Consider the following 15,783-nt stretch of genomic DNA (forward strand, 5'->3'; position numbering starts at 1 on the left):
GGTCTTCCTCTCGGTAGTGCGTGCGCCGGACGCGCCGGTCCGGGCGCCGGCTCAGGCGGACACCGTCGTCCGGTAGGTCTCGTGGTCGCGCATCAGGTCGGCGTGGGTGCCTTCGGCGGTCACCACGCCGCCGTCCACGACCACCACACGGTCGGTCTCGGCCAGCAGCGCGGGACTGGTCGCCACCACGATCGTCGTGCGCCCGCGCCGGGCCTTCCTGATCCCGGCCGCGATGCGGGTCTCGGTGACCGTGTCGATCGCCGTGGTCGGATCGTGCAGGACCAGGACCGGTGGGTCGGCCGCCAGGGCGCGTGCGAGGGCCACCCGCTGGCGCTGACCACCGGACAGCGTCAGGCCTCGCTCGGCGAGAACGGTCGCGGTGCCCTGCGGCAGGTTCCGCGCGACCTCGTCGGCGCCCGAGGCCGTGAGCGCCGGTTCGACGTCGGTCCGGTCCGTCGCCGCCGTGACGTTGTCGAGCAGGCTGCCCTCGAACAGTTCCGCGTCGTGGGCCGCCACGAGCAGCGCGGCGCGGAGGTCGCCCGGTTCGAGGCTGGGGAGGCTCACCCCGTCGAGCTCGATCGAACCCGACACCGGATCCACGTCACGGCCGAGGCACTGCAGCAGCGCGGTCGCGGTGGCGGGGTTGGGCGCGACCACGCCGATCAGCTCGCCGGGCGTGACGTCGAGGTCCACCCCGCGCAGCGCGGCGTGCGCGACGCCGCGCATCCGGACGTGGCCGCGGACCGGCGCGGGCGCGCGGCCGGTGCCGGGTGTCACCGTGGGGGGCGTCGACAGCACGGAGGCGACCCGGGCCGCCGAGGCGCGGCCCTGGGCGAACTCCGTGTTGACCCAGGAGAAGATGGACAGCGGCGTGAGGAGGAACTGGGCGAGCCCGACGGCGGCCACGAGCCCACCGACGCTGATGTCACCCGCCGCCGCCAGCCGTCCGCCGACCAGCGCGACGACGGCGATGAAGACGCCCGTCAGCGCGAGCACGGAGCCGTCGTGCCAGGCCTCGGCGCGCGCCGCGCGGAGCGTCGCGGCCAGCGAGTCGCGGCTGGTGCGCCGGTAGCGCGTGACCGCCGCGGACTCGGCGCCGATGCCCTTGAGCACCCGCAGGCCCGCGACCAGGTCGGCGGCGATCCCGGACGCGTGCGACGCCCGCTCCTGCTCGACGGCGCTGCGGCGCTCCAGCGGCCGGCCCAGCAGGTGCGCCAGCCAGAGCAGCGGGGGAGCACCGAGCAGGACGAGCAGGCCGAGCGGCACCGAGATCCAGAGCAGCGCCACAGCGCCCACGAGCAGCCCGGCCGCGGCGGCCGTCCCGGCGGTCACCGCGATGTTCACCGCACCGACGCGTTTGGCGTCGGCGGTCGCGATGCTGACGAGTGCGCCCGGCAGGCGGCCGGTCTCGGCTCCTCCCCGAGGATCGAGGACCCGTTCGGTCAGCTCGATCCGCAGGTCGTGCGCGGCGCGTTCGGCGGCGCGTTCGGCGGCGCGGGAACCGAACCGGAAACTGAACGACAGCCCCACGAAAACCAGGGCCAGCACCGCGATCCAGCGGACGAGCGCGCCGGGGTCCCCGCCCGAGACCGCCTGGTCGATGACGACGCCGACGACGACCGGCACCAGCGCCTCGCCCGCCTGGTGCGCGGCCGCCATCAGCGACCCGGCGGTGACGGGACGCCACTGGGCGGCGATGGCACGGCCGAGAACGTCCTTGCCGGTGCGCACCCTCATACCTCCGGTCGTTCGCGCGTCGCCGATTCACGGACTCCGTGCGCCCGTGCGGAGTCCGTGACAGTGGGACTCGCACGTGGGTGCGCAAGGGATTAGCTAAGGCTAACCTAATCAGGTGCCGAGCGGCGTTACCGGTGGAAATATGCCGGATCCCTCGCCGCGATTCGTCCAGAGGCCGCATTCGGAGGCGGAGTGAGCTCCCCGTACAAGCACTTCATGGCGCAGGTGACCCGGACCACGCGGCCGACGCCGCAGACGGTCCGCGTCACGCTGGGTGGGCTGGAGGGGTTCGGGGGTGCCGGGCTGGACCACTGGGTCAAGCTGTTCTTCCCGCTGCCCGGCGAGCATCGCCCCGTCTACCCGACCGGCGACGACTGGTGGCGCCGGTGGGGTGCGGATCCGGACGCCGTGCGAGCCGTATTCCGCACCTACACGGTCCGGCGGCACCGCCCCGAGGCCGGTGAGATCGACATCGACTTCGTCCTGCACGGCGACACCGCTCCGGGGTCCCGCTGGGCGGCGCGCGCCAAGCCCGGCGACCAGGTCGGCGTGTGGGGCCCGGGCGCGATGTACGACCCGTCCCCGGCCGCCGACTGGCGGCTCATCGCGGGCGACGAGACGGCGCTTCCGGCCATGGCCGCCATCATCGAGACGCTGCCGGCCGGTGCGCGGGCCAGGGTGTTCGTCGAGGTCGCCGACGCCGCGGAGGAGCAGCGTTTCGCGACCGACGGCGATGTCCGGGTCGAGTGGCTGCATCGCGACGGTGTCCCGGCCGGTCGCAGCGCCCTCCTGGTCGACCGGCTGCGGGCCGCCGACCTGCCGGACGGCCGGCCGTACGCCTGGATCGCGGGAGAGGCCGCGATGGTCAAGGCGCTGCGCCGCCACCTGGTCAACGATCGCGGCATCGACCGCGCCGACATCTGCTTCTCGGGTTACTGGCGCCTGGGCAAGACCGAGTACGACGAGTGAACGGCGCTCGGGCCGCCGGTCGGGCCCGCGACCGGATTGCGCCACGATGGCGTGCGGTCATGCACCGCGGATCGGGTAAATGCGGGATGTGGACCTGACGGCGGCGGCTGACGAACTCTACGGGGTCCCACCCGAGGAGTTCGTCGAGACGCGCAAGCGGCTGGCCGCCGAGGCGAAGGAAGCGGGCGACCGCGAGCTGGTCAAGAGGATCGGTGCGCTGCGACGGCCCACCATGTCGGCCTGGGCGATCAACCAGCTGGCCCGCTCGGCCCCCGACGAGCTCGGCTGGCTGTCCGACGTCGGAGCGGACCTCCGTACGGAGTGGGCGGCGGGCCGGCACGTCGGCGGGCTGGACCAGCGGCGTGGCGAGCTCATCGACCTCCTCACCCGCACCGCGCGGACGCTGGCCAGGGATGCCGGACGGCCGCTCCGCGAGGGGGCGATCCGGGAGGTGGAGGAGACGCTGAACGCCGCCACGATGGACCCGGCGGTCGCCGACGAGGTCCGCTCGGGCCGGCTGACGCAACCGCGCAGCCACGTCGGATTCATCCCGGCGGGTGTGCCGGCCGAGGCCGCCGACCGGGCCGGCGACGACCGGGCCGGCGACGACCTGGCCGAGAGGGCCCAGGCGGAGACAACACAGGCCGACAGAACGCGGGCCGACAGAACGCGGGCCGAAAGGGAACGCGAGCGGCTCGCCGAACGGGCCCGGGCCGCGGCGGCCGAGGCGGCCGAGGCCGACCGGGCACTCGCGGCGCACGACGCGGAGGCCGACGTGGCCGCACAGGCGCACGCCGACCTCGCGGACGAGGCCGAGCGGTTGCGGCGGCGGCTGGACGACGTCATCGGCCGTCGCGACGCCGCCATGGAACGGCTGACGGCCGCCCGCCGCGACCGGGACCGGGCCGCCGACCGAGCCGAGAAGGCCCGCCGCGGCTCCGACGAGGCGCGGCGGAACCTTTCCGGGGCGTGACCACGCCGGAAAGCCCGACCCTCCGCAGCGGCCGCACCCCGCAACAACTCCCCCTCCGGGACGAATTACGGGACAAGTCTTAGGCGAGCGCGCTGCCCTTTCGCCAGGTCTTCCACGGCATCTGCCAGAACGACCACCCGTTCTGCCAGTCCAGTTTCCGGCGCGAACCCGTGATCTTCACGACGTCGCCGGGCTGCACGGTGCGGTAGAACCAGAGGGCGTCCTTGGGCGGCTGCCGGACGCAGCCGTGGCTGCAGTTGGCCCGGCCCAGGCAGCCGTAGTCGCCCGCGCTCTGGTGGAGGTACTCCCCGCTGTTGGAGATGCGGACCGCATAGTTGATCAGCTCGTCGTAGTAGCCGGGGTCGCCCTTCTTCCGGCCGGGCGCGATCATCCGGACGGGATTGCCCTTCTCCATCGTCAGGTGCACGCCGCTCGTCGTCGTGTACTCCATCGTGCTGCCGTTTCCGGCGCTGATCGGCACGGTCCGCTTCTTCTTGCCGTCGATCTTGACGGTCATCTTGTGCGTCTTCAGGTTCACCGTGCTTATCCGCGATGCGCCGATCTCGAACGTCCGGCTGAAGTCCTTGAGGGCGTAGACGTCCTTGGCCGCTCGTACCCCGGCCAGGTGGGCGGTGAGCCGGACCGTCTGGTGGGCGGGCCAATAGGTCTTCGGGCGATAGATCACCTGCTGTCTGCCCACCCACCGCCAGGCGCCCTCGACCGGCTTCTCCGCCTTGACCTCCAGCGCCTTCTCCACGGCGTCCTTGTTGTAGACCTCACGGTCGAAGTTGAGGATGATCGGCATCCCGACGCCGTACTTGTCGCCCCGGTTGCCCTCGAGGATCCAGTCCAGCGAGGTGGAGATCGTCTGAGCGGGCTTCAGGGTCTTGAATTCGCTGTTCGCCTGGGCGCCGGCGCCTTCGGCGTTCTTCGCGGTCGCGGTGACGGTGTGCGCGGTGGACGGGGGCAGCGTCCAGGTGGACCGCCACTCGGTGCGCTCCGGGTTGAATGTGCCCGGGACGTTCTTCTTTCCGGCCTTGACGGTGACCGTGTCGAGTGTGCCGCCGGCCGCCTTGACCACCACGCCACCGTCGGGACGTGCCTTCGTGGAACCGTTCGCCGGTGTGATCGACACCTGGGCGGCCGCCGCCTTGCCCTTGTCCGATCCGCCGGATGTCGAAGACGCGTCCGAGCCCGCCTGACACGCGGTCGTGACCGTCAACGAGAGTGCCAGCAGACCGCCGGCCGTACTAGTGCGAACACCCCGAACACGCTTGCCGACGCGCAACTGTCCCACCTTCGGGCAGAACCTCGGACCGGGCCGTGATGCCGGCCGAGGTTTGGTCTACATATGAGGGAGAGGGCACACAGATCGGACCCTTTTGCTAGCTGACGGTGATCTGTAGGAATAAGTTCCCGCGAATCCTGAGTGGTTCGTGAAATTCCTGACATCGCGCTGGACCGGTATCGGACAGGACCGTGCAGAGCCGACATCAGCACCCGATTGCGGCCGGAAACTGACCGCAATGACCCGTAGCGTGCTGCCATGGACATCAGTGACGTGTCCCGCCCGTCTCGACGGAAGAACACCGGGCGGCGAGTGACCCGTCGTGCGCTGGGCCGCGCGACACTGGCACGGCAGCTGTTGCTCAGCCGCTCGCGGGCGCCCGTGCTCGAAGCGGTGGAGCGGCTGGTCGGCCTGCAGGCGCAGACGCCCCACACCTGGTACCTGGGCCTGGCCGTCCGGCTCGAGGGCATTCGCCCGGCGGACGTGGCCGACCTGCTCGTACAGCGGAGACTCGTGCGCATCGCGCTCATGCGCTCGACCATTCATCTGGTCACCGCCCGCGACTGCCTGGAGTTGCGCCCCCTCGTGCAGCCCGTGATCGAGCGCGGTCTGCGGGGGAACTTCGGCAGGGATCTGCTCGGGCTCGACGTCGGTGAGCTGGCCAAGGCAGGCCGGGAACTGGTCGAGGAACGGCCGCTGACCCCCACGCGCCTCGGCGGCCTGCTGGCCGGGCAGGAGGGGGTCGGCTGGGCCGGCCGGGACCCCGCCTCGCTCGCCCAGGCCATCCGCGCTCTGGTCCCGCTCGTCCAGGTGCCGCCGCGCGGCGTATGGGGCTCCAGCGGGCCGATCGCCCACACCAGCGCTGAGGCGTGGCTCGGCGGTCCCCTCGCCGCCGAACCCTCGATCGACGACATGGTCCTGCGCTACCTGGGCGCGTTCGGCCCGGCCACCGTCAAGGACGTGCAGACGTGGTCGGGCCTGACCCGGCTGCGCGAGGTCGTCGACCGGCTCCGGCCGCGGCTGGCCACGTTCCTCGACGAGGAGGGACACGAGCTGTTCGACCTGCCCGACGCGCCGCGGCCGGACGCCGACGCCCCGGCGCCGCCGCGTCTGCTGTACGACTTCGACAACCTGTTGCTCTCCCATGCCGACCGCAGCCGGTTCATCACTGACGCCTACCACGAGCAGGCGTACGGCCGGCACGGCCCCATGCCCAACGTCGTGCTCGTTGACGGGCTCACCGCCGGGGACTGGAAGATCACCCGGGATGGCGGTGGCACGATCCTGACCATCCGCCCGTACGGCCGCTTCTCGCCCGCGGACGTGGACGCGCTGACCGACGAGGGCGCCCGGATGCTCGCCTTCGCGGCGGCGGACGCCGACGCCCACGACGTACGGATCGTGCCGGGCCGGTGGCCGCACACCTGACCTTCCGGGCGCGACAACCGCCGTCCGTTCGCGCTCATGGCCCGCACGGCGCTGAGCCGCACGCCGCTGAGCCGCATCTCGCTCGTCGTCCTGCGCGTCGAGGATGGGGCGGTGGCCGAGGTGACGGTCTTCGGCGCCGATCTCGTGCCGGCGTTCGGCCTGCCGCTGACGCTCTGACCCGAGACGGCGAGACGTTCTGACCCGGGTGACCCGTGCGGATCTGAAGACGGCCTTGACAGTCCAGGGTGGTGACCATCGACAATGAGGTGATTTAGGCAAGCCTAACCTTAGGAGGGGTGCCGTGGTCGATTCCGGAGACGGTGCGGGCGAGCAGCGGCGCTCAGCGGGATTCGGCTGCCTGGGGGTGCCGAGCTCGCGCCGCGGCAGGGCCCGGAGCGGACCGGCCGCGCGCTCGCCGCGGCTGCGCGGCACGGGTTCCGGCCGGCCCCCCGTGTCGGCCGCCGCTCTCGGGGCCGCCCGTGCGCACGCCGCCGCGACCGCCGACCCGGCGCCGGGACCGCTGGACGGTTACACCCCGGGGGACTGCTTCCTCTTCGCGTCGGCGCGTTACACGTTGCTGGCCCACGGCGTGTTCGCCGCGATATCGGCGGGCGACCGCGGCACCCTGCCGTGGCGTGCGGCCAAGGCGCTGCGAGACGCCGGATCGGCCGGGCATCCCCGGCCCGTCATCGCCGGCGTCCTCCCGCCCGGCACCGGTGTGCCCACCTGGCTGGTGATACCCGCCCGCGTCCACTGGGCGGCGCCACTGCGACCGGGCCCGCCCCCGAATCGTTTCCCGGTCGCGCACGCGGCACTCCGCGACGTGCCCGGCCCGGCGGCGTTCCGCACGGGGGTCGAGACCGCTCTGACCCGTCTCGGCACCGGTGGGCTCGACGAGATCGCGCTCACCCGCTCCCTGCACCTGGCCGGGCTGACCGGGACCGACCAGCGGGAGTTGCTCCGCAACCTCGGCCGGGCCGATCCCTGCTCCCATCTGTACGCGGCGGACCTGCCGGTGAACCGCACACTGCTCGGCGCGAGCCCCGTGCCGCTGGTCCGGCGTACGGGTGACCGGATGCTCGCCCACGCGCTCGGGGACTCCGCTCCACGGGGCGCCGACCCCGAGACCGACCGCCGCCGTGCCGCCGCGCTCATCGGCTCGGCCGTCAGCCGGCGCCGGCACGCGCTGACGGTGGACGCGGCAGCGGCGGCGCTGAGCCCGTACTGCCGCGGTCTCGACGTTCCCGGCCAGCCTTCGCTCATCTGCACCCCGACCATGTGGCATCTGTCGACCCGGTTGAGCGGGCGCCTCACAGTTCCTGAGGCCTCGGCTCTGGCGCTCGCCGCCGCGCTGCGTCAGGGCCCGGCGGACGAGCCGTACGGCCGTAACTTCCACCGCAGCGCCGTGGGCTGGTGCGACGCCTCCGGCGACGGTGAATGGGTGGTCGCCGATGCCTGTGCCGAGATCGGCGCGGATCAGATGCGCCTGTTCACCGGATGCGACGTCGTGGCCGGAACCGATCCCGACGTCGAACTGGCCGGCACCTCCGCCAGACTGCGCACGCTGCTGACGGCCCTCGGGGTGGATCGCCAGGCCTGACCGGAGAGTGATCTCGGCGCCGATGTCCAGATCCGGCACGGCGAGCACCTGTTCCGTGAGTCTCGAATCTTGGGAGACTGGTCTTCATCTCTCGCCGGACGAGCGGAGCCGCGGTGTCGAAGGTCGTGTCATTCGGGCTCGTGCTGCTCTGCCTTGTGGGCTGCTCCGCGGATGGGCGGCCCGAGCGCGGGGCGGGGTCCCGCTCGGCGGCCGGTCCGCCCGCGAACGACGGTGCTCGCTGCGAATCCCCGTCGCCGATTCGCCCCTGGAGAGGCGGGTTTCCCGAAGTGGGGGCGTCCGGCCCGGGTGTTCGGCTCTGGGGCTTGATCATGCATCAGAGGGGGGCACTGCCGCCACGGGTCGGCGAGGAGCTGAAGATCGTCTGGCGGATGACCGGCTCGGGCGATCTGACGTTGTCGATGATCGATCCCGGCGGCCGGCCCGCCAAGCTCCTATGGGGACCGGACCCGCACGGTGGCAGCAGCTACGACCGGCCCGGTGACGAGTGGGGAGCGGGCTATCGCTTCACCCACGCGGGCTGCTGGCTGCTGCGGGCGACCCGGGGCGGGGCGACCGCCGACGTACGGATGGACGTCGCCGCGCATTGACGGCCGGTCCGGCATCGGCGCGGCCACCTGGGTGTGACGCAAGCTCTGTGAGGGGCGTTAGAGCCGATGTCACCGGGTAGGGGACCAGGGTGATCATTGACCTGACCGGCAGGACCGCGTTCGTGAGCGGCTCGACCCAGGGCATCGGGCGCGTGATCGCCGCGCGGCTCGCGGCGGCCGGCGCCGAGACCACCATCAACGGGCGCGACGACGACCGGGTCCGCGCCGTCGTCGACGAACTGCGCGCCCAGTCACCGGACGCGCGCATCGACGGGATCGCGGCTGACGTGTCCCGGCCGGAGGGGGCCCAGGCGGTGTTCGAGGCGCTGCCCGACGTGGACGTGCTCGTCAACAACCTCGGCATCTTCTCGGCGCAGCCCGTCCTCGAGATCGACGACGACACCTGGCGGCGCTTCTGGGAGGTCAACGTGATGTCGGGCGTCCGCCTGACCCGCCACTACCTTCCCGGCATGCGCGATCGAGGCTGGGGCCGCGTGCAGTTCATGGCCAGCGACTCGGCGGTGGTGATCCCCGAGGAGATGGTCCATTACGGCGTCACGAAGACGGCGCTGCTCGGTGTGTCGCGCGGCTTCGCCAAGGCGATGGCGGGCACGGGCGTGACCGTCAACGCGGTGATCGCCGGGCCCACCCGTACCAGGGGGGTCGAGAACTTCGTCCGGAGCCTCGTGGGAGATGAGCTGCCCTGGGAACAGGCTCAGGACGAGTTCATGAAACACCACCGGCCGAACTCACTTCTCCGGCGGCTGATCGAGCCCGAGGAGATCGCCAACATGGTGGTCTATCTCAGCTCCGACCACGCCTCGGCCACCACGGGCGGAGCGCTGCGCGCCGACGGGGGCTACGTCGACAGTATCCTTCCCTGACCGGCGGGCTACGTCGGAAGCGGGTTGAGCAGGTACTGGACGATGTGATGCCCTCGCCCTCCCCGGACACGGCGGTCGCGCCGGTGCGCCTGAAGCCGAGGCCCGAGTAGAGACGCTGGGCACGGGTGTTCTCCGCCTGGGTGAACAGCTGCGCGCGGTCGTAGCTCTTGACCGCATGCCCTGTACGTGACCCCTGGCCGCGGGACCTGGTGTTCATGGCGGTGCCGGGCTACGGGACACTTGACTGACCGGCTTGGCGGGAGTGCCCATGCGGGGCGCACAGGCGAGCGCGGTTGCGGGAGGTGCGGGCCTGGGGATGTGGGGTTCGGAGGAGGAGCCGACGATGAACGAGAACGTGTCCGACGGCGGGACGAGCTTTGCCGACCTTGGGCTGAGACCCGAGTTGCTAAAGGCGTTGTCCAGCCTCGGCTACGAGGAGCCGACGCCGATCCAACGCGAGGCGATTCCGCCGTTGTTGGAGCGGAGCGACCTGGTGGGGCAGGCCGCGACCGGGACGGGCAAGACCGCCGCGTTCGCCCTGCCGATGCTGCAACAGTTGCCCGACGACGGCCGGGGCGCCGATCCCATGGTGCTGGTGCTGGTGCCGACGCGAGAACTGGCCGTACAGGTCTCACAGGCGTTTCATCGTTACGGCCGTGACCTCGGCGTTCGCGTCCTGCCCATCTACGGCGGGCAGGCCATCGGCTGGCAGTTGAAGGCGCTCCAGCGCGGCGTCGACGTGGTGGTCGCCACGCCTGGACGGGCCCTCGACCACATCGGCCGCGGAACGCTCCATCTGCAGGACGTTCGGACGGTCGTGCTCGATGAGGCCGACGAGATGCTGGACATGGGATTCGCCGAGGACATCGAGGAGATCCTGCAGGCGACCCCCGAGGAACGCCAGACGGTGCTGTTCTCCGCGACCCTGCCACCACGGATCAAAGGGCTCGCCGGTCGCTACCTCCGTGACCCGGTCCGGATCCAGATGGGCCGCGAGGAGGCGGCCCCGGGTGAGGCCCCGCTCGTACGGCAGAGCGCGTACGTGGTCGCCAGGGCGCACAAGCCGGCGGCGCTCGGGCGCGTGCTCGACCTGGAGGCCCCCACGGCGGCGATCGTCTTCTGCCGCACGCGCGACGAGGTCGACCAGCTGACCGAGACCCTCAACGGGCGCGGCTACCGCGCCGAGGCGCTGCACGGCGGCATGAGCCAGGAGCAGCGCGACCGGGTGATGGGACGGCTGCGCAGCGGGACCGCCGAACTGCTCATCGCCACCGACGTGGCCGCCCGAGGGCTCGACATCGAGCAGCTCAGCCACGTCGTCAACTACGACGTCCCCTCCGCGCCCGACTCCTACGTGCACCGCGTCGGCCGGGTCGGCAGGGCCGGCCGCGAAGGCGTGGCCATCACGCTGGCGGAGCCGCGCGAGCACCGCATGCTCAAGGCGATCGAGCGGGCGACGAAACAGCGCATCACGGTGGAGAAGGTCCCCACCGTCGCCGACCTGCGCGCCCGGCGGCTGGAGCTGACCCGCGCCGCGCTGCACGAACTCCTCATCGACGGCGACCTGGAGCAGTTCCGGGTGGTGGTCGAGCCGCTCGCCGAGGAGTTCGACGTCATGGAGGTGGCGCTCGCCGCCGTCAAGCTGGCGTACGAGCCCAGCGAGGCGGGGACGGACGACGAGGACATCCCGCAGATCGCGCAGCAGGCCGGGCGTGACCGCCGGGCGTCCGGCGGCCGCCAGGACACGCGCGGTCGCGGTCCCGCACAGGGCATGACGCGCCTGTTCTTCGGCGTCGGGCGCAATGCCGGGATCCGGCCGCAGGACCTGGTCGGTGCGATAGCCGGCGAGTCGCGGCTGACCGGACGCGACATCGGCTCGATCGAGATTGCTGAACGGTTCTCGCTGGCCGAAGTACCGGAGTCCGCGGCCGACGAGGTCATCGCGGCGTTGCGGCGGAGCACCATCAAGGGGAAGAAGGCGAAGGTCCGGCGGGAGCGCGAGGCACCCGGCAAGCGAGGTAAATGAGACGCGGCGGTAGCCGGTAGCCGGCAGCCGGTGGCGGGCACCGGCGATCGGCCACCTCGTCCATGATCACAGAGTGTCCGGATCGGTGGTGGTCGCGAGACAACCGCGTGATCTTCGCCGCCTAATCTCAGGCGATCATGCCCATTGACGCCACAGAGCCCGCACAGCCCGGTTGGGAGCCCTTCGCCGCACCGGAATCGCCACCGGAAGCACAGCCGGTGCCGCCGCCGGAGCCGCCCCCTGAGCGTCCGGCGGCGTCCCCGCGCCGCCGGGGACGGATCGCGCTGATCGCCGGACTGGTCGCGGTGGGGATCGCGGCGGTGGCCGTGGGCGGCTTCGCCCTGTCCGGGGAGCTGACCCGTGAGCCCACCGCCCGTGAGCTGACGGCGGCCAAGGCCCAGGAGCTGGACTCCCGGTGGCGCAACCGTACGGCCGGAGAGATCTTTCCGGCGACGGTGCAGTACGAGTTCGAGACCGCCCCGCCCGGAGCCAAGCCGAAGGCGCACCGGATCGGCATCGCCGCCGCGTCGGGGTGCGCGCAGGCGCTTGATCGGCAGGCCGCCGAGATCCTGGCCCTGGGGGGCTGCCGCACCGTGCTGCGGGCGACGTACGTGGACGACTCCGGAACCCTGGTGTCGACGATCGGGATCGCGGTCATGCCGAGCGTGAAGAACGCGGGTGAGGTGGATGGCCGCCTGGCCCGGGTCCCCGGGCAGGCCGACAACAGACGATATGGGCTGCTGCCCGTCGGCTTCGTGGATACGGTGACGGACCGGTTCGGCGCCGACCAGAGACAGCAGCTGTCGTTCGGGAACAACAGCACGCCTTATGTGTTCTTCGCCGCGACCGGTTGGGCGGACGGCCGCAAGAAGGTCCGCCAGACGGAACAAGTGGAGGACTTCGACTTCGCCCAGGCCGTCCTGACACAGGTGATGAGCCAGTTCCTGCCGTCACAGCGCCCGTGCGCGGAGAAGAGCGTGGAATGCTGAACCGAGCCCTACGCCGTCCATTCGCCATGCTGACGGCCTTGGCCGGCACGCTGCTGGCGGTCCCGATTCTCCCGGTGATGACGCCACCCGCACATGCCGACCCACTGGAATGGGCCAAACGATTTGACCGAGACGTCCGAGCCGCCCACCAGGTGACCCGGGGCAAGGGGGTCACGGTGGCCGTCGTGGCCGACGGGGTGGACGGCGACATCGGGCCCCTGCGCGGGCGAGTTCTACGCGGCCGCGACTTCGTGAAGACGCCCCGGCCCATGAAGATCCATGGCACGTTGATGGCCTCGTTGATCGGGGGTAGCGGTCCCACGCACGACTCACTGGTGGGCAGACGTGGGCTGGCCCCGGCGGTGAAGATCCTCCCCGTACGAGTGCAGGTCTCACTCGAGGAGCCCGGTGCGAGGCGGTGGTTCGGCGAGTTCGAGAACCGGGCGCTCTTCGCCAAAGGGATCCGGTACGCGGCCGACGAGGGTGCGCAGGTCATCTATGTCATCCCCTACATCTGGGACGGTCCGGTCGGCCTCCTTGAATCGGCTCTCGCCTATGCGCGGTCCAAGGGCGCCGTTGTCGTGTCGGCCAACCCCGACCTGAAACTGCCCCCCACCACCGCCTACCCGGCCGCGCTTGCCGGCGCGATCGGCGTTGGAGCGGTCAATGCCAAGGGGAAGTGGTACAGGAACTACAGCGACAAGAACAGCGCCGTACTCGTCTCAGCGCCCGGCTTCGAGATGCCGACCACGGGACCGGACGACTCGTTGTGGACCGTCACCGGCGCCCATCCAGCGACGGCCTTCGTGACCGCCACAGCCGCTCTGGTCCGGTCGGAGTATCCGAAGCTGCCGCCCGAGTTGGTCGGGCGAGCGATCGCCGAGTCCGCCCATCACCCCAAGGCGGGATACGACACCGGCGTGGGCTTCGGGATCATCAATCCGGCGGGCGCCCTGGACCGGGCCCAGAAGCTCGAAGGACGAAGCCCCGTACTCACCCCGGCGGCTCAGGGCGTGGTCCCCGACAAGGCGCACTTCGGCGGCGGGCCGGTCACCACGGAGGCCGTACGGCACGACACCGGGATTCTGGCGGGATACTCCGGGCTGATCGGCGCCGGACTGCTGGCGATCGTCGCGGCCCTCGTGCTGATGGTGCGCGGGCGCCGTAACCGCACCGCCGTCGCCGCGGGAGTGGGGGTGGAGGCGGGAGCGGGTCCGTTCGCCTCGGCGCCGGGCGATCTCGCGCCGCCCTCCGCCGCCGTGCCGCCACCAACGCTGCCCGGCACGCTTGCTGACGCACCGGCTGCGACATGGGCCGACACGCCGGACACCGGAGCGGACCCGGACGCCGGAAAGCCGGTCCCGCCACCAGAATGATCGACCACGAATGATCGCCAATCGGCGGGGCGACGCCTGATCCGGGCCATTCCCGCAGGTTAAAGTGGTCCGGTCATGGACTCCCGTCGCCGCGTACCGACTCCGTGCTCGCGGATCCGCCGGCCGGTCTCGGCGTGGCTGCGGTGCAGGTCATAGCCACGGCCGGTCATGTCGACCACGGCAAGTCGACGCTGGTGCGAGCGCTGACCGGGATGGAGCCCGACCGCTGGGCCGAGGAACGTCGACGGGGCATGACCATCGATCTCGGCTTCGCCTGGACCGAACTCCCGTCGGGGGCACGACTGGCCTTCGTGGACGTGCCGGGCCACGAGCGGTTCATCACCAACATGCTCGCCGGTGTCGGGCCGGCGCCGGCCGTCATGATGGTCGTCGCCGCCGACGAGGGCTGGATGCCGCAGTCGGCCGAGCATCTGGCGGCCGTCGACGCCCTCGGCGTCCGTGAGGGTCTTTTGGTGATCACGAGGACCGATCTGGGCGCCCCCGGCGAGGCTCTCCGGCAGGCCCGCCGCGAGCTGGCCGGCACCGGCCTGGCCGATCTGGAGGCGGTCGTCGTCAGCGGCCGGACCGGTGAGGGGCTCGGCGACCTGCGCGCCGCGCTCGACCGGCTCGCGGCCAGGAGCCCGGCCCCCGATACCGCCGCCCCGGTGCGCATGTGGATCGACCGGGCCTTCACCGTCAGGGGCAGCGGCACCGTCGTCACCGGCACGCTGCCGGGCGGCGCCATCGCCGTCGGCGACGAGCTCGCCCTCGCGCCCGGGGGAGAGCGGGTACGGGTGCGGGGGCTGGAATCGCTCAAGCGACGCCTCGACCGGGTCGAAGCCGTGGCCCGCGTGGCGGTGAACCTGCGCGGCGTGGACCTGTCCGGCCTGTCCCGGGGAATGGCGGTGACCACACCGGGCGGCTGGGCCGTGACCGACCTGATCGATGTGCGGACGCGCGGCGACCGGCCACCCGCCCGTGAGCTGATCCTGCACATCGGGTCGGCCGCCGTCACGGCGCGAGTGCGGCCGTTCGGCGATGACACGGCCCGACTGCGGTTGTCGACGCCGCTCGCGCTGCACGTCGGTGACCGGGTGGTCCTGCGCGATCCGGGTACCCGCCGGGTCGTGGGGGCACGAGTGCTGGATGTGGTCCCGCCGCCGTTGCGGCGTCGCGGAGACGGGGGAAGGCGCGCCCGTGAACTGGCTGAGTGGCCGGACCGGCCCGGCGGCGAGGTGCTCCTGCGCCGGCACCGGGTCATGCGCGAAGCCGAGCTCACCGCGATGGGGTGTGAGCTCGCCGGCCTTGAGGTGGCGCCCGGATGGCGGGCCGACCCGGCCCACTGGGCCCTGGCCGGACGGAGGCTCCAGGAGGAGGTGGGCCGGCACGCCGCCGAGCACCCGCTCGACCCAGGCGTACCGGTCGAGACCGTACGGCAGCTCCTGGAACTGCCCGAACGCCGGCTGGTCGCCGCCCTGGTGCGCGAGCCGCTCAGCCTGCGCGACGGGCGGGTGTACGGGACGTCGGACCGGGCGGCACTGCCCGCGCCGGTGATGGCGGCGGTGCGGCAGGTGCGCGGCGAGCTCGCGAGCACGCCGTTCCTGGCACCCGAGGCCGACCGGCTCGCCGCACTAGGGCTCACCGGCAAGTCCCTCGCGGCCGCCGAGCGCGCCGGGCTGCTGCTGCGGATCGCGCCCGGCGTCGTGCTGGCGCCGGGCGCCGACGCGCATGCCGCCCGGGTCCTCGCCGCCCTCCCGCAGCCGTTCACCGCGAGTGAGGCCCGCGCGGCACTCGGCACCACCCGCCGGGTCGTCATCCCGCTGCTGGAGCACCTCGACCGGCGGGGCCGCACGGAACGGCTCGCGGACGACCGGCGCCGTTGCCGCGAATGAGCTCAGGCCACGA

At 72.1% G+C, this 15,783-nt stretch carries 13 protein-coding genes; 11 read left to right on the forward strand and 2 right to left on the reverse strand.

From position 1 onward, the window contains the following. Positions 1 to 51 precede the first annotated feature (51 nt). Entirely contained in the window at positions 52 to 1,737 is a 1,686-nt protein-coding gene (locus HKK74_RS20345) for an ABC transporter ATP-binding protein (RefSeq protein WP_187244850.1), read from the reverse strand. Between the two features lie 192 nt (positions 1,738 to 1,929). Here HKK74_RS20345 and HKK74_RS20350 point away from each other — a divergent pair, with 192 nt between their 5' ends. Then, a complete protein-coding gene (locus HKK74_RS20350) occupies positions 1,930 to 2,706 on the forward strand; it encodes a siderophore-interacting protein (protein WP_312881639.1) in 777 nt (258 codons plus the stop codon). Between the two features lie 79 nt (positions 2,707 to 2,785). Then, entirely contained in the window at positions 2,786 to 3,679 is an 894-nt protein-coding gene (locus tag HKK74_RS20355; RefSeq protein ID WP_187244851.1) for a hypothetical protein, read from the forward strand. A gap of 79 nt (positions 3,680 to 3,758) precedes the next feature. Here HKK74_RS20355 and HKK74_RS20360 read toward each other — a convergent pair whose 3' ends face one another. Next, complete coding sequence (locus HKK74_RS20360; RefSeq protein WP_187244852.1) at positions 3,759 to 4,967, reverse strand: L,D-transpeptidase; 1,209 nt, start codon at positions 4,965 to 4,967, stop codon at positions 3,759 to 3,761. Positions 4,968 to 5,225: 258 nt separating this feature from the next. Here HKK74_RS20360 and HKK74_RS20365 point away from each other — a divergent pair, with 258 nt between their 5' ends. From HKK74_RS20365 to selB, 9 genes are all read left to right on the forward strand, one after another. Continuing rightward, complete coding sequence (locus tag HKK74_RS20365) at positions 5,226 to 6,395, forward strand: winged helix DNA-binding domain-containing protein (RefSeq protein ID WP_187244853.1); 1,170 nt, start codon at positions 5,226 to 5,228, stop codon at positions 6,393 to 6,395. Between the two features lie 36 nt (positions 6,396 to 6,431). Further along, complete coding sequence (locus tag HKK74_RS20370; RefSeq protein ID WP_187244854.1) at positions 6,432 to 6,572, forward strand: hypothetical protein; 141 nt, start codon at positions 6,432 to 6,434, stop codon at positions 6,570 to 6,572. A gap of 124 nt (positions 6,573 to 6,696) precedes the next feature. Then, positions 6,697 to 7,995 (forward strand): chorismate-binding protein, encoded by a 1,299-nt coding sequence (locus tag HKK74_RS20375; protein ID WP_187244855.1) that lies wholly within the window; start codon positions 6,697 to 6,699, stop codon positions 7,993 to 7,995. Positions 7,996 to 8,324: 329 nt separating this feature from the next. Beyond that, positions 8,325 to 8,603 (forward strand): hypothetical protein, encoded by a 279-nt coding sequence (locus HKK74_RS20380; protein WP_187244856.1) that lies wholly within the window; start codon positions 8,325 to 8,327, stop codon positions 8,601 to 8,603. Positions 8,604 to 8,692: 89 nt separating this feature from the next. Beyond that, positions 8,693 to 9,487: an SDR family NAD(P)-dependent oxidoreductase gene (locus HKK74_RS20385; protein WP_187244857.1), complete on the forward strand. Its 795-nt coding sequence runs from the start codon at positions 8,693 to 8,695 to the stop codon at positions 9,485 to 9,487. Positions 9,488 to 9,830: 343 nt separating this feature from the next. Beyond that, a complete protein-coding gene (locus tag HKK74_RS20390; protein ID WP_222722521.1) occupies positions 9,831 to 11,513 on the forward strand; it encodes a DEAD/DEAH box helicase in 1,683 nt (560 codons plus the stop codon). A 137-nt stretch (positions 11,514 to 11,650) separates the two neighbouring features. After that, positions 11,651 to 12,502 carry a hypothetical protein gene (locus HKK74_RS20395; RefSeq protein ID WP_187244858.1) on the forward strand — a complete coding sequence of 284 codons (852 nt, stop codon included), beginning with the start codon at positions 11,651 to 11,653 and terminating at the stop codon, positions 12,500 to 12,502. Beyond that, on the forward strand, positions 12,496 to 13,878 hold the full coding sequence (locus tag HKK74_RS20400) for a S8 family serine peptidase (protein WP_187244859.1): 1,383 nt from the start codon (positions 12,496 to 12,498) through the stop codon (positions 13,876 to 13,878). The genes HKK74_RS20395 and HKK74_RS20400 overlap by 7 nt, the downstream gene beginning before the upstream one ends. Positions 13,879 to 14,012: 134 nt before the next feature. Then, positions 14,013 to 15,770: a selenocysteine-specific translation elongation factor gene (gene selB, locus HKK74_RS41495; RefSeq protein ID WP_312881640.1), complete on the forward strand. Its 1,758-nt coding sequence runs from the start codon at positions 14,013 to 14,015 to the stop codon at positions 15,768 to 15,770. The last annotated feature ends 13 nt before the right edge of the window (positions 15,771 to 15,783 follow it).

This window comes from Actinomadura alba (genome assembly GCF_014323705.1).
Taxonomy (GTDB): domain Bacteria; phylum Actinomycetota; class Actinomycetes; order Streptosporangiales; family Streptosporangiaceae; genus Actinomadura_C; species Actinomadura_C alba.